Origin of the sequence: Mangrovactinospora gilvigrisea (genome assembly GCF_001879105.1) — a bacterium.
GTDB classification, from domain to species: Bacteria; Actinomycetota; Actinomycetes; order Streptomycetales; family Streptomycetaceae; genus Mangrovactinospora; species Mangrovactinospora gilvigrisea.
On the sequence record NZ_MLCF01000004.1, the window covers coordinates 66,618 to 89,042 of the forward strand.

The window sequence follows — 22,425 nt, forward strand, 5'->3', positions numbered from 1 at the left end:
GCCATGGCCAAGATTCTGCAGTTCGACGAGAGCGCCCGCCGCTCCCTGGAGCGCGGCGTCGACGCGCTCGCCAACACCGTGAAGGTGACGATCGGCCCCAAGGGCCGCAACGTCGTCATCGACAAGAAGTTCGGCGCGCCGACCATCACCAACGACGGCGTCACCATCGCCCGCGAGGTCGAGGTCTCCGACCCGTACGAGAACCTCGGCGCGCAGCTGGTGAAGGAGGTGGCGACCAAGACCAACGACATCGCGGGCGACGGCACCACCACCGCCACCGTGCTCGCCCAGGCCCTGGTCAAGGAGGGCCTGCGGAACGTCGCCGCCGGCGCCAACCCGTCCGCGGTCAAGAAGGGCATCGACGCCGCGGTCGCCGCGGTCTCCAAGAACCTCCACGAGCACGCCCGCGAGATCGAGGGCAAGGAGGACATCGCCGCCGTCGCCGCGCTGTCCGCCCAGGACCCGCAGGTCGGCGAGCTGATCGCGGAGGCCTTCGACAAGGTCGGCAAGGACGGTGTCATCACCGTCGAGGAGTCCCAGACCTTCGGCCTGGAGCTCGACTTCACCGAGGGCATGCAGTTCGACAAGGGCTACCTGTCCCCGTACTTCGTCACCGACCAGGAGCGCATGGAGGCCGTCCTCGACGACCCCTACATCCTGATCTTCGACGGCAAGATCTCCGCCATCCAGGACCTGCTCCCGGTGCTGGAGAAGGTCATCGGCGAGAGCTCCTCGAAGCCGCTGCTGGTCATCGCGGAGGACATCGAGGGCGAGGCCCTCTCCACGCTGGTCGTCAACAAGATCCGCGGCACCTTCAACGCCTGCGCGGTGAAGGCCCCCGGCTTCGGCGACCGCCGCAAGGCCATGCTCGGCGACATCGCCACCCTCACCGGCGGCACCGTGGTCTCCGAGGAGGTCGGCCTCAAGCTCGACCAGGTCGGGCTGGACGTGCTGGGCACCGCCCGCCGCGTCACCGTCACCAAGGACGACACCACGGTCGTCGACGGCGCCGGCGACAGCGCCGAGGTCCAGGGCCGGGTCAAGCAGATCAAGGCCGAGATCGAGGCCAGCGACTCCGACTGGGACCGCGAGAAGCTGCAGGAGCGCCTGGCCAAGCTGGCCGGCGGCGTCTGCGTCATCCGGGTCGGCGCCGCCACCGAGGTGGAGCTGAAGGAGAAGAAGCACCGCCTGGAGGACGCGATCTCCGCGACCCGTGCCGCGGTCGAGGAGGGCATCGTCTCCGGCGGCGGCTCCGCGCTGGTGCACGCGGCCAAGGGCCTGGAGAGCGGCCTCGGCCTCGCGGGCGACCAGGCGACCGGCGTCGAGATCGTGCGCCGCGCCGCCGTCGAGCCGCTGCGCTGGATCGCCGAGAACGCCGGCCAGGAGGGCTACGTCATCACCTCCAAGGTCGCCGACCTGGGCCCGAACGAGGGCTACAACGCGGCCACCGGTGAGTACGGCGACCTGGTGAAGCAGGGCGTCATCGACCCGGTGAAGGTGACGCGCTCCGCGCTGGAGAACGCGGCGTCCATCGCCTCGCTGCTGCTCACGACCGAGACGCTCGTCGTGGACAAGCCGGAGGAGGACGAGGACGAGGCCGGCCACGGCCACTCGCACGGCCCGGGCGGTCACTCGCACTGAGCGGGTCGCGCGCCGCGGGGTAGCTGTTGCCGCCCCTGTTCGGACTTCGGCGCCTCTGCACCCCGGCACCCCGTCCGGACGGCTTCGCCGTCCGCCGGATGGGGTGCCGGGGCCTTTTCGTAGGATGGGCGGGTGCGGAAGATGAGGGCGGCCTGCGCGGCCGGTGCGCTGGCGGTGGGCGCGGGGCTGCTCGCCGGCTGCTCGACCACCACCGACACCAACCACAAGCTCTTCGAGTTCAGCGGCAAGGAGCTGACCATCAGGACGGACAGCCCCGTCTCGGTGGTCCCCGCCACCGGGGGCCAGCCGCTGCACGTCAAGGAGACGCTGAAGGGCACCGGCAAGTCCAAGCCGGACCCGTCGATGTCGCTCCGGGGCGACACCCTCGGCCTCTACGGCCGCTGCCCGCGCGGCACCGGCAAGGTGGAGCTGCCGTGCGGCGCGACCTATGTGGTGGCGCTGCCCCCGGACGTCGCTCTGACGGTCCGCAGCAACCAGCAGCCGGTGCTGGTCAAGGACATCCGCACCGACATCGACGTGCAGACGTCGAACCAGCCGATCACCGTGGAGAACACCGCGCCCGGCACCAGCCTCCGGATGGTGAGCAGCAACGGCTGGCTGCAGGGGCAGGGGCTGCGCTCCTCCAAGGTGCGGGCGACCACCAGCAACAAGGTCGTCACGCTGAACTTCGCCGCTCCGCCGGACCAGGTGCGCACCAAGGTGAGCAACGACCGGGCGACCATCACGGTGCCCCGCGGCGGCCCGGACTACCGGGTGACGACCCATCTGGACTCGTACGGCAAGCGCTGCATCGAGGTGCCGCAGAACGCGAAGTCCGACCACACCGTCGACGTGACGACGACGCGCGGCAACGCGCGGGTCTTCGCCAGCACCCAGGTGGCGGCGAAGCCGGCCTGGCCGGCCGGGGCGATGGACGAGAACATGCCGGACGGGTGCCTCAATGCTGCGGAGAAGAAGGTCCGCGGACTGAAGTGAGCGCCGCGGCGGCGGCCGCCGGGGAGACCGGCGCCGACCCGGGGGCGCGGCGACTGCGGCGGCGGGCCCTGGCGTACATCTCCTCGCGCTCGTCCTCGGTGAGGCCTCCCCACACGCCGTAGGGCTCCTTGACGGCAAGGGCGTGGGCCGCGCACTGGGCCCGCACCGGGCACCGCATGCAGACCTCCTTGGCAGCCGTCTCGCGCGAGCTGCGGGCCGCGCCGCGCTCGCCTTCGGGGTGGAAGAAAAGAGAGCTGTCGACGCCGCGGCAGGCGGCGACGAGCTGCCAGTCCCACAGGTCGGCATTGGGCCCGGGGAGGCGGGAGAAGTCAGCCATCGGTGATCCCCTCGAGGGTGCTGATCGATGTTGGTAGTGACACTGGGGCAGGTTGCCCATATATGACCTGATGAAAATATGACTCATCAGACAAAAACGGACAAGGTTCCCGAAGGGTGAAGGTGGGCAGGTGTCGGTCGTGGCCCGTCCGAACACCGCTGAAGTCCGAGGGGCGCTGTTGTCCTGCCGGGGCTGCCGTGTCCTACGTGCGGGTGCACTCGTTGGGCCTATCGGCGAGCCTCGTAGCTGGGCTCGCAGGGATCCGTAACTCTTTCGAGTGACCCTCGTTGGAAGAGACGGAGACGGTCGGCGCCCGGCGTCCGGCCGTTCGGTGAAGGTACGTAGGTCTGGCTGTGTAACTGTGTGCAACCCAGGAGGCTCAACGTGACGCGGATCAGCTGGGGAGGGCGTCGATGACTTCCGTCCTCGTCTGCGACGATTCCCCCCTCGCACGGGAGGCGCTGCGGCGCGCCGTGGCGACCGTCCCCGGAGTGGAGCGGGTCACGACGGCGACCAACGGCGAAGAGGTGCTCCGCCGCTGGGCCACCGATCGGTCCGATCTGATCCTGATGGACGTTCGGATGCCCGGGCTCGGCGGCGTGGAGACCGTCCGCCGGCTGCTCTCGGCGGACCCCGGGGCCCGGATCATCATGCTGACGGTCGCCGAGGACCTCGACGGGGTGGCGCTCGCCGTCGCCGCCGGCGCCCGCGGCTACCTGCACAAGGACGCCTCGCGCGCCGAGCTGCGCGCGACGGTCGCCCAGGCGCTCGCCGACCCGACGTGGCGGCTCGCGCCGCGCCGGCTGCGCGCCGCCGAGATGGGCGCCGCGCCCACCCTGACGGCCCGTGAGATCCAGGTCCTGGAGGGCATGAGCCACGGCCGCAGCAACGCCGAGATCGGCCGCGAGCTGTTCCTCTCCGAGGACACCGTGAAGACGCACGCCCGGCGGCTGTTCAAGAAGCTCGGCGCGTCCGACCGCGCCCACGCGGTGGCGCTCGGCTTCCGCTGGGGCCTGGTCCGCTGACCCGGCTTCGATGACCGCGGTGACCGGCAGGTGGGCGGCGGGTGGGCCCACTCCCGGTTCCCGGGCGGAGGGCGCACCATGGATCCCATCGGCATGGGGTGCGGAGGTGCGCAGTGATCGGCGCAGGACACGCAGGACGGGGCCGCGGTGCGTAACGTTCCGATGCACAACTCCGAGCCGGATTCTTCGGTTCCCGCCTCGGCGAGGCACTATGGACCGATGCGCGAGGGAGACGGCGGCGACGGGGAGCCCGGTGACACTGGTGCGACCGGTGCCGCAGGGGTCGACGAGCGCACCCGCGAACTGGTGCAGCGCGCGGCCGCGGGCGACGACCAGGCGATGCACGAACTCCTCTCCCACGTCTACCCGCTGGTCGTCCGTTACTGCCGGGGCCGGCTCGGGCGGATGCCCGGCGCGGCGCGGCACTCCGTCGACGACGTCGCCCAGGAGGTGTGCATCGCCGTCCTGGTCGCGCTGCCGCGCTACCGCGACGAGGGCCGCCCGTTCGAGGCGTTCGTCTACGGCATCGCCGCGCACAAGGTCGCGGATCTGCAGCGGGCGGTGCTGAGGGGGCCGACGAGCGCGGCCGTCTCGGCGGACGAGCTGCCCGAGAAGCCGGACGAGGCGCTCGGCCCCGAGGAGCGCGCGCTGCTGTCCAGCGACGCCGCGTGGGCGCGCGAGCTGCTGGAGCTGCTTCCGGAGCATCAGCGGGAGCTGGTGCTGCTGCGGGTCGCGGTGGGGCTCAGCGCGGAGGAGACGGGGCAGGTGCTGGGGATGTCGCCGGGTGCGGTGCGGGTCGCCCAGCATCGGGCGCTGTCGCGCCTGCGCTCGCTCGCGGAGGAGGCGGCCGAGGCGGCGGGACGGGCGGGGGACGGGTCCGTCCGCGGGCTTTCCGCGTGAGGTTCGCTACAGCCCCCGGGCCGCTGCCCGCCCCTGACGGGGCGCCCGGTCCGGACCGCCCTTTCGGCCGATAGGATGGAGCTCCCGTCCGGTTTATCCGTTGTACGGGGTGGCCGTCCGCGCACCTGCGAAACTCCCCGAAGGAACAAGGATGTCTGTCGCCCCCTCCGGCGTACCCGAGAAGTTCTCCACCCTCGGCCTCACCTACGACGACGTGCTGCTGCTGCCGGGCGCGTCCGAGGTGCTGCCGAACGCCGTCGACACGCGGTCCAGGGTCTCGCGCAACGTCTCCGTCAACATCCCGCTGCTCTCCGCGGCGATGGACAAGGTGACCGAGGCGCGGATGGCCATCGCGATGGCGCGCCAGGGCGGCGTCGGCGTGCTGCACCGCAACCTGTCCATCGAGGACCAGGCGAACCAGGTCGACCTGGTGAAGCGCTCCGAGTCCGGCATGGTGACCGACCCGATCACCGTCCACCCGGAGGCCACCCTCGCCGAGGCCGACGCGCTCTGCGCCAAGTTCCGGATCAGCGGCGTCCCCGTCACCGACCCGAACGGCAAGCTGCTCGGCATCGTCACCAACCGCGACATGGCCTTCGAGACGGACCGCACGCGGCGCGTCTCCGAGGTGATGACGCCGATGCCGCTGGTCACCGGCGAGGTCGGGATCTCCGGCACCGAGGCGATGGCCCGGCTGCGCAAGCACAAGATCGAGAAGCTGCCGCTGGTCGACCCGGACGGCAAGCTCCGCGGCCTGATCACCGTCAAGGACTTCGTCAAGGCCGGCCAGTACCCCAACGCCGCCAAGGACGCCGAGGGCCGGCTGCTGGTCGGCGCCGCGATCGGCGTCGGCGGGGAGCAGCTGGAGCGGGCGCAGGCGCTCGTCGCGGCCGGCGTCGACTTCCTGATCGTGGACACCTCGCACGGCCACAACAGCGGCGTGCTGGAGATGATCTCCAAGGTGAAGGGGAACGTCCCGGTCGACGTCATCGGCGGCAACGTCGCGACGCGGGACGGCGCCCAGGCGATGATCGACTCCGGCGCGGACGCGGTGAAGGTGGGCGTCGGCCCCGGCTCGATCTGCACCACCCGCGTGGTGGCCGGCGTGGGCGTGCCCCAGGTGACGGCGATCTACGAGGCGGCGCTGGCGGCCCGCGCGGCCGGCGTCCCGCTGATCGGCGACGGCGGCCTGCAGTACTCCGGCGACATCGGCAAGGCGCTCGCCGCCGGCGCCGACACCGTGATGCTGGGCAGCCTGCTGGCCGGCTGCGAGGAGTCCCCGGGCGAGTTGCTCTTCATCAACGGCAAGCAGTACAAGTCCTACCGGGGCATGGGCTCGCTGGGTGCGATGCAGTCCCGCGGCGGCAGCAAGTCCTTCTCCAAGGACCGCTACTTCCAAGCCGAGGTGGCCACCGACGACAAGCTGGTGCCCGAGGGAATCGAGGGCCAGGTCGCCTACCGCGGCCCGCTCTCGGCCGTCATCCACCAGCTGATCGGCGGGCTGCGGCAGACGATGGGCTACGTCGGCGCGCAGGCCGTGTCCGAGATGGAGTCCAAGGGCCGGTTCGTCCGCATCACGGCGGCCGGGCTGAAGGAGAGCCACCCCCATGACATCCAGATGACCGTCGAAGCGCCCAACTACCATGGCTGACGGCCGGCGCCGCCGACGCGGGCCGGACTTCGACAGGTCAGGACGGTAAGAGGACTGTGACAGAGATCGAGATCGGGCGGGGCAAGCGCGGCCGCCGGGCCTACGCCTTCGACGACATCGCCGTGGTGCCGAGCCGGCGTACCCGCGGCCCCGAGGAGGTGTCGATCGCCTGGCAGATCGACGCCTACCGGTTCGAGCTGCCGTTCCTTGCGGCGCCGATGGACTCCGTCGTCTCGCCGGCGCAGGCCATAAGGATCGGCGAGCTGGGCGGCCTCGGGGTGCTCAACCTCGAGGGCCTGTGGACGCGGTACGAGGACCCCGCGCCGCTGCTGGAGGAGATCGCCGAGATGGGCGACCAGCAGGCGGCGACGCGGCGGCTCCAGGAGATCTACCAGGCGCCGATCAAGGAGGAGCTGATCGGCCGCCGGATCAAGGAGATCCGCGACTCGGGCGTGGTCACCGCGGCGGCGCTCTCCCCGCAGCGGACGGCGCAGTTCTCCAAGGCCGTGGTGGACGCCGGCGTCGACATCTTCGTGATCCGCGGGACGACGGTCTCCGCCGAGCACGTCTCGTCGCAGGCCGAGCCGCTCAACCTGAAGCAGTTCATCTACGAGCTGGACGTCCCGGTGATCGTGGGCGGCTGCGCGACGTACACCGCGGCGCTGCACCTGATGCGCACGGGCGCGGCCGGCGTGCTGGTCGGCTTCGGCGGCGGCGCCGCGCACACCACGCACAACGTCCTCGGCATCCAGGTGCCGATGGCGACGGCGGTGGCGGACGTGGCGGCGGCGCGGCGCGACTACATGGACGAGTCGGGCGGCCGGTATGTGCACGTCATCGCGGACGGCAGCGTCGGGCACAGCGGTGACATCGCCAAGGCGATCGCCTGCGGCGCGGACTCGGTGATGCTGGGCGCGGCGCTGGCGCGGGCGAGCGACGCGCCGGGGCGCGGGCACCACTGGGGTTCGGAGTCGGTGCACGGGGAGCTGCCGCGCGGCAAGCGGATGCACCTGGGCACGGTCGGCACCACCGAGGAGGTGCTGCTGGGGCCGTCGCACACGCCCGACGGGACGATGAACCTGTTCGGGGCGCTGAAGCGGGCGATGGCGACGACCGGGTACTCGGAGCTGAAGGAGTTTCAGCGGGTGGAGGTCACGGTCCGCGGTATGTGAGCGGTGGGTCGTGCCCGCTGTCGCCGCCCCGCCGCACCGCTGGGGTGCCGGGGCGTTCGGCGGGTACGGTCGGAAGGGGTCGGGTTCCATGCCCGGCCCCTTTTCGCAATGCTCGTGGGGAAGGGTGTGGCGTCGATGAGGACAGCGTCCATGGGACCGCAGGAACGGGCCCTCTCGCTGGCGAGAATGGCCGAGCGCGAGCTGGATGTCCTGGTGGTGGGCGGCGGGGTGGTCGGCGCCGGCACGGCGCTGGACGCCGCCACCCGGGGCCTGACGACCGGGGTGGTGGAGGCGCGCGACTGGGCGGCGGGCACCTCCAGCCGCAGCAGCAAGCTGATCCACGGCGGGCTGCGCTACCTGGAGATGATGGACTTCGGGCTGGTGCGGGAGGCCCTGCGGGAGCGCGCGCTGCTGACGCAGCGTCTGGCGCCGCACCTGGTGCGGCCGGTGCCGTTCCTGTACCCGCTGACGGGCCGGGCCTGGGAGCGGGCCTACGTCGGCTCGGGCGTGACGCTCTACGACACCATGGGCTGGTCGTCGGGGATGAACCGCGGGATGCCGCACCACCGGCACCTCACCCGCCGGCACGCCCTGCGGGTGGCGCCCTGCCTGAAGAAGGACGCCATGGTGGGGGCCGTCCAGTACTACGACGCGCAGGTGGACGACGCGCGCTACTGCATGTCGCTGGTGCGCACCGCGGCCGCGTACGGGGCGCTGGTGGCGAACCGGGCCGAGGTGGTGGGCTTCCTCCGGGAGGGCGAGCGGGTGGTGGGCGCCCGCGTCCACGACCTGGAGCAGGGCGGCACGTTCGAGGTGCGGGCCCGGCAGGTGGTCAACGCCACCGGGGTGTGGACGGACGAGACGCAGGCGATGGTGGGGGAGCGGGGGCAGTTCCACGTCCGGGCGTCCAAGGGCATCCACCTGGTGGTGCCGCGGGACCGGATCCAGTCGTCCACCGGACTGATCCTGCGCACCGAGAAGTCGGTGCTCTTCGTCATCCCGTGGGGCCGGCACTGGATCGTGGGAACCACGGACACCGACTGGGAGTTGGACAAGGCGGACCCGGCGGCGTCCAGCACCGACATCGAGTATCTCCTTGAGCATGTCAACAGCGTGCTGGCCACGCCGTTGACCAGGGAGGACGTCGAAGGGGTGTATGCCGGTCTGCGGCCGCTGCTGGCCGGCGAGTCGGACGCCACGAGTCGCTTGAGCCGGGAGCACCAGGTGGCGCACCCGGTGCCGGGCCTGGTGGTGGTGGCGGGCGGCAAGTACACCACCTACCGGGTGATGGCGAAGGACGCCGTGGACGCGATCGTCCACGGGCTCGACCTGAAGGTGGCGCCGTGCTGCACGGAGACGATTCCGCTGCTGGGCGCGGAGGGGTACCGCGCGCTGTGGAACGCCCGGGTGCGGATCGCCGCGCGGGCCGGCCTGCACGTGGCGCGCATCGAGCATCTGCTCAACCGCTACGGGACCTTGGCGGAGGAGGTGCTGGCGCTGGTCGCGGAGGACCCGAAGCTGGGGGAACCGTTGTCGGGCGCGGACGACTACCTGCGGGCCGAGGCGGTCTACGCGGTGCGCGCGGAGGGGGCGCGGCATCTGGAGGACGTCATCTCGCGGCGGATGCGGATCTCGATCGAGACGTTCGACCGCGGGACGCGGTGCGCGGAGGAGGTGGCGCGGCTGATGGCTCCGGAGCTCGGGTGGGAGGAGGAGCAGGTGGAGAAGGAGGTCGCGCACTACCGGGCCCGGGTGGAGGCGGAGCGGGTCGCGCAGCGGCAGGTGGACGACCGGGCGGCGGACGCGGCGCAGTTGGGGGCGCCGGAGATCGTTCCGGTGGAGTGAGCGCCCGGGGCGGTGCCGGGCCGCGGCGGCCCCGCGGACGGTGACCTAAATGTGAGGTCGTTTTCCTGGGCGGGGGGCGGTCCGATACCGTCATAGGGTTCGAAGGGCGGCGGAGTGGGGTGGCGGCCGCTGACTCGGCGGCACAAGGGCGGATAGAGGGGACGATGACCCAGGGGCAGGATGCGAGCAGGCTGCTTGCCGGCCGCTATCGGCTGACCGGGATGGTCGGCAAGGGCGGCATGGGCACCGTCTGGCGCGCCACGGACGAGATGCTGGGCCGGACCGTCGCCGTCAAGGAGGTCCGGATCCACGCCGGCATCGACGAGGAGGAGAAGCGCCGCCTGTACACCCGCACGCTGCGGGAGGCGAAGGCGACGGCGCTGATCCGCCATCCCGGTGCCGTGACGATCTACGACGTCGTCGAGGAGGACGACCGGCCGTGGATCGTGATGGAGCTGGTGGAGGGCCGGGCGCTCTCGGACATCCTGCGGGAGGACGGGCTGCTGACGCCGCAGCGCGCCGCCGAGGTGGGCGTCCAGCTGCTCGGCGTGCTGCGCAAGGCGCACCAGCGGGGCATCCTGCACCGCGATGTGAAGCCGTCCAATGTGCTGATCACCGAGGCCGGCCGGGTGGTGCTCACCGACTTCGGCATCGCCACCGTGGAGGGCGACCCGTCCGTCACCTCGACGGGGATGCTGGTGGGCGCCCCCTCCTACATCGCGCCCGAGCGGGCGCGGGGCCGCAAGGCGGGCCCCGGCTCCGACCTGTGGTCGCTGGGCGCCACCCTGTGGGCGTCGCTGGAGGGCAGGGCGCCGTTCGACCGGGGCACGGCGATGGCCACCCTCACCGCGGTGCTCACCGAGGACCTCCCCGAGGCGCAGCGCGCCGGGGCGATGGGCCCGGTGCTGGCCGGGCTGCTGGCCCGGGATCCGGGCGAGCGCACCGAGCACGGGCACGCCGAGCAGCAGCTGCGGCGGATCGCGGACGGCTTCGGCGCGGAGCCGGCGGCCGAGCCGGACGCGACGCCGGAGCGGACGGCGATGCTGCCGGTGGTGACGGACGACCGGCTCGCGCAGGAGCAGCAGAAGGCGAAGGCGCCGCGGCGCCCGTCCTGGGCGGCGCCGTCGGGCGGTCGGCGGGCGGCGCAGCCGCAGGCGCCCGCCGCGCCGCCGCGGCCCGCGCATCCGCCGCGGCAGCCCGCCCGGGGGCCGGCGGGGCCGGCGGGGTCGGCGGTGCCGGCGCAGCCGTCCGGCGGCCCGGGAGGCTCCGGGAGTTCCGGGGGCAAGCACGCCGCCGACTCCGCGGCCGCCGAGTCGGCGCGGCAGGCGGTGCGGGCGCTGGCGGCGGCCGGCTCCTTCCAGAACGCCGGCTCGGGGCTCGTCGCGGATCTGCAGCGGGTGCTGGAGGGCGAGCGGCCCAGCGCGCGGGCGCTGGCGTTCCTGCTGTGCGTGGCGGCGGCGATCGTGGTGATCGTCGTGCTGCTGGTCGCCGTGGTGTGACACGGTGCGGGGGCGCATGCCACGGAGGGCCTGATGAGCTGCACCCAGGGCAATACTCCGGGTAGCCCCCGCGCACGGTCTGCGGAGGGGTAGAGGGGAGGGAGCCGTGGAGACGCGTCGGGATCCGGGCCGTTACCGGCTGACGGGGGCGGCGGTGCCGCGCGGCGACGGCCTCTCGGGCGCGGTGGCGTTCGACGCCGAGCGGGAGTGCGAGGTGGTGATCACCCGCGTCCCGCTGCCCGAGGTGGTCTCCGGGACGCTCCTGGCGGACGAGTGGGCGCAGCGGGTGGCCGGCCGCGGCCGGGGCCGCCGCCGGGCGCCGGACGCGGCGGCGCTGCCCGCCGGCTCGGTGTCGGGGACGGTGGGCTTCCGGGCGCTGGCCGCCGCGCGGGACGCGGCTGAGCAGCCCGAGCACCGCAATCTCGTGCGGGTCTTCGACGTCTTCCAGGAGTCCGGCTCGGTGCAGGTGGTCTCCGAGCTGGTGTCGGGCGCCGAGCCGCTGGGCGCGCTGCTGGAGCGGGAGGGCCCGCTGACGCCCTATCGGGCGGCGGAGGTCGCCGCGGATCTGCTGGAGGCGCTGCGGGCGGTGCACGCCGGCGGCCGGGTGCACCGCAATCTGAGCCCGTGGACGGTGCTGGTCTGCGCGGACGGCACCGCGATGCTGGGCGGCGCGGCGGAGGGCGCCGCCCAGGAGGCGACCTGCGGGGGCGGCGGCGTCCGGGTCGGCCCGCCGCCCGCCGAGGACGGCGACGGCGGGACGGGGCCGCGCTGGGGCGTGGTGGAGGCCCGCGACCGGGAGGCCCGGATGGGCGAGGTCGGCCCGTGCGCGGAGCGCTGGTCGCCCGAGCAGTGCGGCCCCGCGCTGAGCGCCGCAACGCCGGAGCGCTCCGGCGCGGGCCCGCAGGGCGCGTCCGGGGTGGGCTTCGCCAAGGGCGAGCCGGGCTGGCCGCCGCCGGTGGCCGGGCCGGAGACGGACCTGTGGGCGCTCGGGGTGCTGGTCTTCCGCGCGGTGCACGGCCGCGCGCCGTTCCCGGAGGAGGACGTGGAGCGCCTGCTGCGGGCCGTGCGGGAGCGCCGCGGGGTGCCCCGTCCCGAACCGGGCCGCCCGGACCGGCTGCTGGCGCTGCGTCCGGTGGTGGCGGCGCTGCTGTCGGTGGATCCGGCGCGGCGGCCGTCGGCGGAGGAGCTGCGTGAGCGGCTGCTGGAGCTGGTGGCGCGCTCGCCGCAGCCGGACGCGGCCGAGCCTGGCGCCTGGGCCGGCGCGGGGGCGGGCGGCGACCGGCTTCCGGTGCCGCGGGCCCGGGGCACGGTGCAGGTGCGGCCCAAGGGGCGAAAGAACGTTCCTGCGCCGCGAGGGGGTTCGAGGCGCGGCGACGGCGGCCGCGGCCGCCGGGCAGCGGGCGCGGACCGCTCCGGGGGCCGCCGCAGCGGGCTGGTCACCGGCGTGCTGCTGGTGCTCCTGGTGCTGGTGCTGGTCGCCGCGGGGCTCGCCGCCGCGGTCTTCCTGCTGCCGCGGTCGGGGTCCGCGAAGGGCGCACCGGGCCCGGTTCCGATACAGGTACCAAGTACGCGTCAGGCGACAGTTGAGCAACAAAGCCCCACGCGGGCTGCCCCGGTGCCGGACCCTTCGCTTTACTGATCAATCGAATCATTCGAACGGGCCGTTGCGGTCCGCACCACGACGAGGGGCGACGGGGGGCAGACACGTGACCGATCAGGACGGTCCGCTGATCGGCGGCCGGTACCGGCTGTTGGAGCGGCTCGGCCACGGGGGCATGGGCACCATCTGGCGGGCCGTCGACGAGACGGTCCGCCGCGATGTGGCGGTCAAGGAGCCGCGGCTGCCCGAGAACCTGACGCCCGATCAGCGCACCCGGTTCTTCGAGCGGATGCTGCGCGAGGCGCGCGCCGCGGCCGGCGTCGCCAACCCGCACGTGGTGACGCTGCACGACGTGGTGATCCACGACGGCCGGCCGTGGCTGGTGATGGAGCTGGTGCGGGGCCGCTCGCTCGCCGACGTCCTGGACGAGGGGACGCTCTCGCCCCGCGAGGCGGCCCGGATCGGCGCGGCGGTCGCCGAGGCGCTGCGCGCCGTGCACGCCAACGGGGTGCTGCACCGGGACATCAAGCCCGGCAACGTGCTGCTCGCCGACGACGGCCGCGTCATCCTCACCGACTTCGGCATCGCCCAGGTGGAGGGCGAGGCGCCGATGACCGAGACCGGCGCGGTGGCCGGCTCGCCGGAGTACGTCGCCCCGGAGCGCGTCAACGGCCTGCGCCCCGGCCCGCCGTCCGACCTGTGGTCGCTGGGCGTGCTGCTCTACCAGAGCGTCGAGGGCTGGTCGCCGTTCCGCCGCTCCAACTCGATGACCACCATGCTGGCGGTGCGGGACGAGATCCCGCCGCCGCCGGCCCGGGCGGGCGAGCTCGCCCCGCTCGTCACCGCGCTGCTGCAGAAGGACCCGGCGGCGCGGCCCGAGGTGGGCGCGGTGCTCGCCGGGCTCAAGCACGTCGCCGAGCCGCCGCCCGCCCCGCAGCTCACCCCGCCGCCCGGGGTCGCGCCGCCCGTCGGCCCGGGCGGCACCCGCCTGGACACCGGCGGCCCGGTGCCGTTCGCCGCGCCGCCGCAGGCCTGGCACCGGCGCCCCCGCAACCGCCTGATCGGGGCGGGCCTGGCGCTGCTGGTGATCGCCGGGGCGGCGCTGGCCGTCGCCGATCCGTGGGCCGGCCCCTCCGGGGTGCCGTCCACGTGGGTCACCAACGACGAGGCGGCGGTGAAGATGACCATCCCGACGCCGTCCGGCTACTCGCGCTCCAACTCCAGTTCCTACTCCACGCCGGGGGTGCTCTGGACGTCCCCCAAGGCGGAGGACAGGAAGACCGGCCTGGGCATCGTCGTCGGCAGCGCCTACCAGGACAGCACCAACGACAAGTCGGCCGGCGCGGCCGCGGACAGCGGGGTCGGCAACTACAGCACCACCGCCTACAGCAACCCGATCCTGGAGCGCGAGAACTACACGATCGACTACCAGGTGCCGTTCAAGGGCCGGAAGGCGAGCGTGCTGGACCTCACCTACTGCGCCAACAAGAAGGACAAGGCGGCCGGGAAGCTCAGTCGGGTGATCAACTTCTATGTCCTGGACAAGAGCGGCAAGGCCGAGTACCAGGTCTGGGTCTCGTTCTACGGGGACGCCAAGCAGGTCGGCGGGGAGGCGCCCCGGGCGATCTACGACAAGGTCGTCGCCGGGCTGAAGATCCCCGGCCTGGACGCCTGACGGCCCCCGCCGCGACGCGGTCCGTCTCACTCCTCGGGAAGGGGGGCCCGAGGAGTGGGGCGTCCGGCATAATGGGGGACATGTTCAGCACTGCTCAGCGCTTCTTTTTTTATGGCACCGGCGGGTCCGCGTGCCATCGAAGCCGCTTGAGCTGAACGAGCTTCCGAAGGCGCCCCGGCCCACCGGCCGGGGCGCCTTCGCCGTATCCGGCCGGTCCGACCGACGCCGAGGCCGACACCCCTCAGCCGACGAATCCAGGAGACGGACCCATGAACGCCACCACCGCACCGGCGAGCTCGACCTGCGTGCCCTCCGACGCCCCCGGCGCCGCCGAGGCCAACGCCGTGATCGCGGGCGCCCGCGAGCGGATCGACGCCCTCGACGCCGAGATCATCGCCCTCATCCGCCGCCGGATGGCGGTCTCCGACGAGGTGAAGCAGGCCCGCCTGGCGGTGGGCGGACCGCGGCTCGCGCTCGCCCGCGAGATGGAGATCCTCGCCACCTACCGGGACGGCCTCGGCGGCGACGGCACCACCATCGCGATGACCGTGCTGGAGCTGTGCCGCGGAAAGCTGTGAGCGCTTCACCCGTTAAGGGCCGTGACCCCGCCGGGCGGTCTTCGTTGAGCCTGGTGTCCGCGTCACCGCGTGGGCAGACCCAGTCCATCGGGGCGATGAGGCGTGCTGCGCGCGCCGTGGGACCTCGCCCCGGTGCTGTGGCCGGTCAGCAGGGGACAGCAGCCCGGCCACGACTGTAGGGGCGGTCGGCGCCCGGGGACGCCCGGGTCCGGCCGCCCATCCCCAAACGTTTGCGTGCGGGTGTGCCCCAACTCGTGGGCGGCAATTGCCCGGAACGGGTTGCGGGACGCCAGCCGCTCGACCACGATGCAGTCAGGCGGCCTTGCGGCCGCCGCGACCGACCACCACAGAAAGCCGCAGGGCGCTCACCCCCCCCAGCGCCCGGGCGGCGAGCCAGCACCGGCGCTGCCCTGACGTCGAGTGCTGACGGAACAAAGGGCCCCGCCGCACGGCGGGGCCCTTTGCCGCGGTGCCGGCCCGGGGTGGCCGCGTCGCCCCGGGCGGTCAGCGGACCTGAAGCACCTTCAGGGCGCGCAGCGCCGACGTCATCAGCCGCGCGTACTGCTCGTCGTCGGCGCCGAAGGACGGCCGCAGCGGCAGCAGCCGCTGCGCGGCCACCGTCTGGGCCTCGGTGAACTTCAGGATCCCCTCGGCGCCGTGCCGCCGGCCGACGCCCGAGTCGCCCATGCCGCCCATCGGCGCCCCCACGCTCGCATACCCGGCGGCGTAGCCCTCGTTGATGTTGACGGTGCCGGTGCGCAGCCGGGTGGCGATCCGCCGGGCCCGTCCGGCATCCTTCGACCAGACGCTCGAGTTGAGGCCGTAGCGGGTGGCGTTGGCCTGGCGCACCGCATCCTCGTCGTCCCGGAACGGGTAGACGGAGACCACCGGGCCGAACGTTTCCTCGCCGCAGACCGCCATCTCCGGCCGCACCCCGGTGAGCACCGTCGGCTCGTAGCAGAGCGGGCCGATGTCCGGACGGGCCCGCCCGCCGGTGCGCACCGTCGCGCCCTTCTCCACGGCCTCCTCGACATGGCGGGCGACCGTCTCCAACTGCCTGTCGGAGACGAGCGAGCCCATGTCGGTGCCCCAGCCGAGCCCGGCGCCCAGCCGCATCGACCGCACCCGGGCCGTCAGCCGCTCGGTGAACTCCTCGAAGATCTTCTCGTGCACATAGATCCGCTCGATCGACACGCACAGCTGGCCGGCGGAGGAGAAGACCGCGTGCGCGGCGCCCGGCACCGCCTTCGCCAGGTCGGCGTCCTCCAGCACCAGCAGCGGGTTCTTGCCGCCGAGTTCGAGGGAGGCGCCCACGAGCCGCGCCGCCGCCTGCTGGGCGACGAGCCGGCCGGTGGCGGTCGACCCGGTGAACGAGACGTAGTCGCCGCCCTCGACGACCGCGCCGCCGACGCCGGGGCCGTCGCCGATGACGATCTGCCAGAGGTCGGCCGGCAGGCCCGCCTCGACGGCGCGGGCGCGGCCCCACAGCGCGGCGAGCGCGGTCTGGCTGTCCGGCTTCATGACGATGCCGTTGCCGGCGACGAGCGCGGGCAGGGCGTCGCCGATGGAGAGCTCGAACGGGTAGTTCCACGGCGCGATCCAGCCGATCACGCCCTTGGGGTGCTGGTGCTGCACCGCCTTGGTGAGGACGGGGACGGCGCCCGCGCGGCGGCGCGGCCTGAGGTAGCCGGCGGCGCGGCGGCCGTAGTGCCGGGCGACGATCGCGACCGACTGCACCTCCTCGTGGGCGTGCAGGCGGGCCTTGCCGGTCTCCAGCTGGATGAGGTCCAGCACCTCGTCCTGGCGGGAGAGGACGAGGTCGTGGAGGCGGAGCAGCACCGCGGCGCGCTCGCGGACGGAGCGCATCGCCCACTCCACCTGGGCGGCGCGGGCCTTCTCGAAGGCGCGGTCGACGTCCTTGGGGGTGGAGAGGGGGAGGGTGGCGACGGACTCCCCGGTGAAGGGGGTGCGGGAGGCGACGGTCTCCTCGGCGGCGGGGTCCGCGGCGACGGTCGCGGCGAGGGCCGCGATCAGCGGTTCCCGCTGGGCGAGGGCCTCCGAGGGGCGGCGAAGGGCGTCGGTGTGGTCGGGGTTCCCGGGCGCGTCAACCATGCGGGTAGCGTACGGCGTTCGGTTGCGGTTGTGTACTGGTCGGTAAGTACGGGTGCGGTTCGCTGGGGCCGCGGTTGCCGCCCCTTCGCCCCGGCGCCCCGTCCGGGGCGGGCGGGGCGAAGGTACGGCGGGTGCGTTGCAGGACCATCGGGTGCGTTACAGCACCATCTTGACGGCCTCCGCGATGGTGCGGTGGAAGGTGGGGAAGGCCCAGGTGACGCGGGCGAGGTCGGAGACCGGGACGCGGGCGTGGACGGCGAGGGTGAGGGCGGAGACCATCTCCCCGCCGGCGCCCGCCGGGCCCGCCGCGGTGGCGCCGACCAGGGTGCCCGCCGCGGTGTCCGCGACCACCTTGACGAAGCCGTCGCCGCCCGGTCCGTGCAGCCGGCCGCGGGCGCCCGAGCGCAGGTCCGCGGTGCCCGTCCGCACCTGGAGGCCCTGCTCCACCGCCTGGTGCTCCGTCAGCCCGACCGCGCCGACCTCCGGCTCGGTGAACGTCACCCGCGGCGTCGCCCGGTCCGACCAGGGCGGGCCGCCCTCGCCGAGGATGCCGCGCACCGCCACGTCCGCCTGGGCCATCGCCACATGCGTGAACGCGCCGCGCCCCACCGCGTCGCCGATCGCCCACACCCCGGGACGGGAGCCCAGCGGGGGCAGCACCCGCATCCGGTCGTCCGCCGGGACGGCGTGCAGCCCCGAGGCGTCGCCCAGGCCCAGCGCGGCGAGGCCGGTGCCCTCGACGTCCACCCGGCGGCCCGTCGCCACCAGCAGCCGCTCCGCCGTCACCCGGTCGCCGCGGTCGGTGTCCACGGTGAACGCCGAGCCGTCGTGGCCCACGGCCGCGGCCAGGGAGCCCAGATGGACCGTCAGCCCGGCCTCGGTGAGCACCCGCAGCAGCAGCTCGCCCGCCTCCGGCTCCTCCGCCGGCAGCAGCCGCGGCGCCGCCTCCACCACCGTCACGTCCGCGCCGAACCGGGCGAAGACCTGGGCCAGTTCGAGGCCGACCGCGCCGCCGCCCAGCACCGCCAGCGAGCGCGGCACCTCCTCGGCGGCCACCGCCTCGCGGTTGGTCCAGAACGGGGTGCCGGCCAGCCCCGGGATCGGCGGGACCGCCGGCTCGCTCCCCGTCCCCAGCACGATGGCCCGCCGCGGGCGGATGACGATCTCCCGGCCGGACTCGTCCTCGACCGTCACCTCGCCGGGGCCGGTGATCCGTCCCCGGCCGCGCAGGAAGCGGCCGCCGCGCGCGGTGAACCGGTCCACCGCGGCCTTGTCGCTCCAGTCGGCGGTGGCCTCCCGGACGTGCCGGGCGACCGGCGCCCAGGACGGCTCCACCATGCAGGTGCCCGCCATGCCCGGCACCCGCCAGGCCTCGGCGAGCAGGTCCGCGGCCCGGACCATCGCCTTGCTCGGGATGCACCCGTAGTAGGGGCACTCGCCGCCCAGCAGGCGCTGGTCGACGCCGACGACGTCCAGCCCCGCGTCCGCGAGCCGGCCGGCGACCTCCTCACCGCCCGGGCCCATGCCGACGACCACGGCGTCCACCGGGTCGCGCCAGTTGTCGACGATCATCTGCTCGGCCATGGCCGACCACCTCGTTCGTCCGGATTCTCCCCGGCTGGGTCCCCCGTCCGCCAAGCTACCGGCGGGGGCGGGGCGCGGCACCCGGGCAGGGGCGGGGCATCGGCCCCGGATCGGTAGAATCGAGTCCGTATCCCCCATGGCGGCTCGGCGCCCCGCGCTCGCCCGCCGAACCACGAGCCGAAAGGCCCGCCCGTGTCATCCCCCCAGTCGGACGCGACCGACACCGTCCTCGTCGTCGACTTCGGCGCCCAGTACGCGCAGCTCATCGCGCGCCGCGTGCGCGAGGCGCGGGTCTACAGCGAGATCGTCCCGCACACCATGCCGGTGTCCGAGATCCTCGCCAAGAACCCGAAGGCGATCATCCTCTCCGGCGGCCCCTCGTCGGTCTACGAGCCGGGCGCGCCCACCGTCGACCCCGCGCTGTTCGAGGCCGGTGTTCCGGTCTTCGGCATGTGCTACGGCTTCCAGCTGATGGCGCGGGCCCTCGGCGGCACGGTCGACAACAGCGGGGCCCGCGAGTACGGCCGCACCCCGATGGCCGTGACGCGGCCGGACTCCACGCTCTTCGAGGGCACCCCCGACCGGCAGACGGTCTGGATGTCGCACGGCGACGCCTGCTCGGCGGCGCCGGAGGGCTTCACCGTCACCGCGAAGACCGACGTCGTCCCGGTGGCGGGCTTCGAGAACGACGAGAAGAAGCTGTACGGCGTGCAGTACCACCCGGAGGTGATGCACAGCCAGCACGGGCAGCAGGTGCTGGAGCACTTCCTGTACCGGGGCGCGGGGATCAGCCCCTCGTGGACCACGACGAACGTGGTGGAGGAGTCGATCGCGGCGATCCGCGAGCAGATCGGCGACAAGCGGGCGATCTGCGGCCTCTCCGGCGGCGTCGACTCCGCGGTGGCGGCGGCGCTGGTGCAGCGCGCCATCGGCGACCGGCTGACCTGCGTCTACGTCGACCACGGGCTGATGCGCAAGGGCGAGTCCGAGCAGGTCGAGAAGGACTTCGTGGCGGCGACGGGGGTGCGCCTGAAGGTCGTCGACGCGGAGGAGCGGTTCCTCACCGCGCTCGCCGGGGTCTCCGACCCCGAGGAGAAGCGCAAGATCATCGGCCGGGAGTTCATCCGGGTCTTCGAGCAGGCCGCGAGCGAGATCGTCGCCGAGGGCCGCGAGGCCGGCGGCGGGGACGTGGAGTTCCTCGTCCAGGGCACCCTCTACCCGGACGTGGTGGAGTCCGGCGGCGGCACCGGCACGGCCAACATCAAGTCCCACCACAACGTCGGCGGCCTCCCCGAGGACCTGACGTTCCAGCTGGTGGAGCCGCTGCGGAAGCTCTTCAAGGACGAGGTGCGGATGGTCGGCACCGAGGTCGGCCTGCCGGACGAGATCGTCCAGCGGCAGCCGTTCCCCGGCCCGGGCCTCGGCATCCGGATCGTCGGCGAGGTCACCAGGGCCCGGCTCGACCTGCTGCGCGAGGCGGACGCGATCGCCCGTCACGAGCTGACGGCGGCCGGCCTGGACCGCGAGATCTGGCAGTGCCCGGTGGTGCTGCTCGCCGATGTGCGCTCGGTGGGCGTGCAGGGCGACGGCCGGACGTACGGGCACCCGATCGTGCTCCGTCCGGTCTCCTCCGAGGACGCCATGACGGCGGACTGGTCGCGGCTGCCGTACGAGGTGCTGGAGCGGATCTCCACGCGGATCACCAACGAGGTGGACGAGGTCAACCGGGTGGTGCTCGACGTGACGTCGAAGCCGCCGGGGACGATCGAGTGGGAGTAGCCGCGCGCGGCTACTCCGGGCGCGGGGACGCCTGACCACCGGGTGACCGGTCGTCAGGCGTCCCCGCGCTTCTTGCGTTTGGCGCGCCGCTGGAGGGTGGCCATGGCGGCGTAGCCGAGGGCGAGGGCGGCCAGCAGGGCCGCGGCCGGCGGCCAGAGGTCGGTGGCGGGGGCCGGGGTGCGGCTCTCGTCGCGGCGGGCCGCCGGGGGCGTGCCCGGGTCGAAGGGGGACGCGGTGTCGGCGCGCGGGGTGCCGCCGAGCGCGAAGTCCACGGTGAGCGCGGCGCGCCAGCGCCGGGCGGGGGCGAGCGCGCGGGCGTCGGGGTGGGCCAGGGAGGCGGCGATGTAGTAGTCGCCGGCGGCCGTCGCCGTGGGGCCGACGCAGGAGAGGTCGAGGGTCGCGCTGTTCCCTCCGGCGGTGCTGCCGGGGCTGAGCGGCACGGTGGCGTCACCGGTGCACGGGAGCGGGTCGAGGTCGGCGTCGAGCAGCCGGACGGCGAAGACGTCGTGGTCGCCGATGGGATAGCCGGCGGGCAGGCGGGCCTCCGGGCGGACGTCCAGGAACTGGCCGCGGGTGAGGTGGACGCGCCAGTAGAGGGTGGTGCCGGGGGCGGCGGACTGCCGGGACGTCACCGGGTCGGGCCCGGTGAGGCGGCTGGCCCCGGCGAGCGTGGTGGCGCCGGGCGGGGCGCTGCCGTTGGGGGCGGGGGCGGCGTGCGCGGGGCTGGCCGCGCCGACGGCGAGGGCGGCGAGGGCGGCGGCGGAGAGGCGCCGCAGGTGGTGACGGCGCGTCATGGGGCCTCGCCCCCGGTGCGGTCGGGGCGGGCGCGGCGCCACACGGCGACGCGGACGGCCGCCCCGCCGAGCAGGCCGACGGCGGCGAGCGCGGCGATCAGCGCCGGGTCGGGGGAGGACGACCGCGGCGGCGCGGCGATGCCGTCCTGGGAGCCGGAGGCGCTGGGCGCGGGTTTCGGCGTCGCCAGCGGGCTGCCCACCGAGGCCAGGGTCAGCTCCACCGGTCCGGCGACGTCGCCGCGCAGCTGGACGCAGAGCGGGACGACGCTGCCGCCGGCGGGCAGCCGGTCCCAGCCCAGGCGGGCGGTGGTGGCGCCCGCGGTGACGGCGTCGCCCCAGCCGAGCGCGTCGGTGGCGCCCACGGCCAGCGGGCGCTGCCCCTGGCGGATCGTCAGGGTGAGGGAGGCGCGGGAGGTGATCCCGCCGGGCGGGACGGCGACCGCGACGGCGCGGGCGGCCGCGCCGGGGGCCACCGAGAAGCGGTAGGAGGCGGTGCGGCCCGGGGCGAGGCTGTCGGTGTAGGTGCCGGCGGCGAGCGCGGGGGCGGTGCCGCAGCCCGCGGTGGCGCCGTGCGCGGGGGACGGCGAACCGGTCGCCGCGGGGGTGGCCGAGGGCCCGGCGGCGAGCAGGACCGCGGCGAGTGCGGCTGCGACGGGGGCGGCCATCGGCTAGTTGCCCGTCCGGTGGATCCGGGCGTGGTTGAACGCGGCGGGCGCGGGCGCGCCCGCCGGGCCGGACTGCGACTCGTCGTACTGCAGCACGCCCGGGCGGACCCTGGTGAGGGTGACGGTCATGCCCTGCGGGCAGGCCTCGCCGGGCTTCGACTGGGCCCCGTCGACGGGCCGGTCGTTGAAGGACTTGAGGACCAGGGAGTTCGGCTCGACCTTGGTGAGGCGGACGGCGTAGCGGCAGCCCAACATGCGTCCGCTGCCCTGCTCGCGCCGCCGGTTGTTGCCGCCGCCCACCGCGGCGGTCACCTTGCCGCGCTTCACCGTCAGGGATATCCGGGTCCATTGGGTGGCGGGGGTGGCACGGGTGGCGGGCTCGGCGCCGACGGATCCGTTCCAGGTGCCGAGGTAGGCCTCGGGTACGGCGTTGGCGGGCTTGGCGGACGGCCGCACGACGGCGAGCAGGACGCCGGCGGCGGCGAGGACGGCCACGACGGTGATCAGGACGCCGACGCGGGCGCCGCGGCGGCGCCGGGGCGCCCGCGTCGGCGGTGGCGGTGGCGTGGGGG

Annotated in this window: 17 protein-coding genes and 1 pseudogene; 12 read left to right on the plus strand and 6 right to left on the minus strand. The window is 74.2% G+C overall.

What is annotated here, in order from left to right; all coding sequences use genetic code 11:
- The first annotated feature begins 3 nt into the window (after positions 1 to 3).
- Positions 4 to 1,641, plus strand: coding sequence for a chaperonin GroEL (gene groL / locus BIV57_RS01900; RefSeq protein WP_071654822.1), 1,638 nt, complete (start codon positions 4 to 6; stop codon positions 1,639 to 1,641).
- A 132-nt stretch (positions 1,642 to 1,773) separates the two neighbouring features.
- Entirely contained in the window at positions 1,774 to 2,637 is an 864-nt protein-coding gene (locus BIV57_RS01905) for a DUF4097 family beta strand repeat-containing protein (protein ID WP_071654823.1), read from the plus strand.
- Here the strand turns inward: BIV57_RS01905 and BIV57_RS01910 are convergent.
- Positions 2,600 to 2,974: a WhiB family transcriptional regulator gene (locus tag BIV57_RS01910; RefSeq protein ID WP_071654824.1), complete on the minus strand. Its 375-nt coding sequence runs from the start codon at positions 2,972 to 2,974 to the stop codon at positions 2,600 to 2,602. The two genes, BIV57_RS01905 and BIV57_RS01910, sit on opposite strands and share 38 nt — an antisense overlap.
- 413 nt (positions 2,975 to 3,387) lie before the next feature.
- Here BIV57_RS01910 and BIV57_RS01915 point away from each other — a divergent pair, with 413 nt between their 5' ends.
- The 9 genes from BIV57_RS01915 (at position 3,388) to BIV57_RS01955 (ending at position 14,919) form a co-directional block, all read left to right on the plus strand.
- Positions 3,388 to 3,999: a response regulator transcription factor gene (locus BIV57_RS01915; protein WP_071654825.1), complete on the plus strand. Its 612-nt coding sequence runs from the start codon at positions 3,388 to 3,390 to the stop codon at positions 3,997 to 3,999.
- A gap of 219 nt (positions 4,000 to 4,218) precedes the next feature.
- Positions 4,219 to 4,899: a sigma-70 family RNA polymerase sigma factor gene (locus BIV57_RS01920; protein ID WP_071654826.1), complete on the plus strand. Its 681-nt coding sequence runs from the start codon at positions 4,219 to 4,221 to the stop codon at positions 4,897 to 4,899.
- A 151-nt stretch (positions 4,900 to 5,050) separates the two neighbouring features.
- Positions 5,051 to 6,550, plus strand: a complete 1,500-nt coding sequence (guaB, locus tag BIV57_RS01925) for an IMP dehydrogenase (protein WP_071654827.1) — start codon at positions 5,051 to 5,053, stop codon at positions 6,548 to 6,550.
- 56 nt (positions 6,551 to 6,606) lie between these two features.
- Positions 6,607 to 7,722, plus strand: coding sequence for a GuaB3 family IMP dehydrogenase-related protein (locus tag BIV57_RS01930; protein WP_071654828.1), 1,116 nt, complete (start codon positions 6,607 to 6,609; stop codon positions 7,720 to 7,722).
- A gap of 135 nt (positions 7,723 to 7,857) precedes the next feature.
- The gene (locus BIV57_RS01935) at positions 7,858 to 9,567 is read left to right on the plus strand and encodes a glycerol-3-phosphate dehydrogenase/oxidase (RefSeq protein WP_071654843.1); all 1,710 of its coding nucleotides are present in this window, start codon (positions 7,858 to 7,860) and stop codon (positions 9,565 to 9,567) included.
- 164 nt (positions 9,568 to 9,731) lie between these two features.
- Positions 9,732 to 11,066, plus strand: a complete 1,335-nt coding sequence (locus BIV57_RS26310) for a serine/threonine-protein kinase (RefSeq protein WP_071654829.1) — start codon at positions 9,732 to 9,734, stop codon at positions 11,064 to 11,066.
- 106 nt (positions 11,067 to 11,172) lie between these two features.
- A complete protein-coding gene (locus BIV57_RS24820; protein ID WP_071654830.1) occupies positions 11,173 to 12,705 on the plus strand; it encodes a protein kinase domain-containing protein in 1,533 nt (510 codons plus the stop codon).
- A gap of 67 nt (positions 12,706 to 12,772) precedes the next feature.
- Positions 12,773 to 14,341 (plus strand): serine/threonine-protein kinase, encoded by a 1,569-nt coding sequence (locus BIV57_RS01950; RefSeq protein ID WP_071654831.1) that lies wholly within the window; start codon positions 12,773 to 12,775, stop codon positions 14,339 to 14,341.
- Positions 14,342 to 14,610: 269 nt separating this feature from the next.
- Positions 14,611 to 14,919 (plus strand): chorismate mutase, encoded by a 309-nt coding sequence (locus BIV57_RS01955; RefSeq protein ID WP_071654832.1) that lies wholly within the window; start codon positions 14,611 to 14,613, stop codon positions 14,917 to 14,919.
- Positions 14,920 to 15,423: 504 nt separating this feature from the next.
- Here the strand turns inward: BIV57_RS01955 and BIV57_RS01960 are convergent.
- Positions 15,424 to 17,031: a succinic semialdehyde dehydrogenase gene (locus tag BIV57_RS01960; RefSeq protein WP_079169934.1), complete on the minus strand. Its 1,608-nt coding sequence runs from the start codon at positions 17,029 to 17,031 to the stop codon at positions 15,424 to 15,426.
- A gap of 156 nt (positions 17,032 to 17,187) precedes the next feature.
- Entirely contained in the window at positions 17,188 to 18,615 is a 1,428-nt protein-coding gene (locus BIV57_RS01965) for a dihydrolipoyl dehydrogenase family protein (RefSeq protein WP_245797381.1), read from the minus strand.
- Positions 18,616 to 18,807: 192 nt separating this feature from the next.
- Between BIV57_RS01965 and guaA the strand changes: the two genes are divergently transcribed.
- Positions 18,808 to 20,394 (plus strand): glutamine-hydrolyzing GMP synthase, encoded by a 1,587-nt coding sequence (gene guaA, locus BIV57_RS01970; RefSeq protein ID WP_071654833.1) that lies wholly within the window; start codon positions 18,808 to 18,810, stop codon positions 20,392 to 20,394.
- A 53-nt stretch (positions 20,395 to 20,447) separates the two neighbouring features.
- Here guaA and BIV57_RS01975 read toward each other — a convergent pair whose 3' ends face one another.
- The 3 genes and pseudogenes from BIV57_RS01975 to BIV57_RS24825 all read right to left on the minus strand — a co-directional run.
- Positions 20,448 to 21,188, minus strand: coding sequence for a hypothetical protein (locus BIV57_RS01975; protein WP_071654834.1), 741 nt, complete (start codon positions 21,186 to 21,188; stop codon positions 20,448 to 20,450).
- The gene (locus BIV57_RS01980; protein ID WP_071654835.1) at positions 21,185 to 21,853 is read right to left on the minus strand and encodes a hypothetical protein; all 669 of its coding nucleotides are present in this window, start codon (positions 21,851 to 21,853) and stop codon (positions 21,185 to 21,187) included. The genes BIV57_RS01975 and BIV57_RS01980 overlap by 4 nt, the downstream gene beginning before the upstream one ends.
- A gap of 3 nt (positions 21,854 to 21,856) precedes the next feature.
- Positions 21,857 to 22,425: pseudogene (locus tag BIV57_RS24825) on the minus strand (hypothetical protein); the annotation flags it as partial.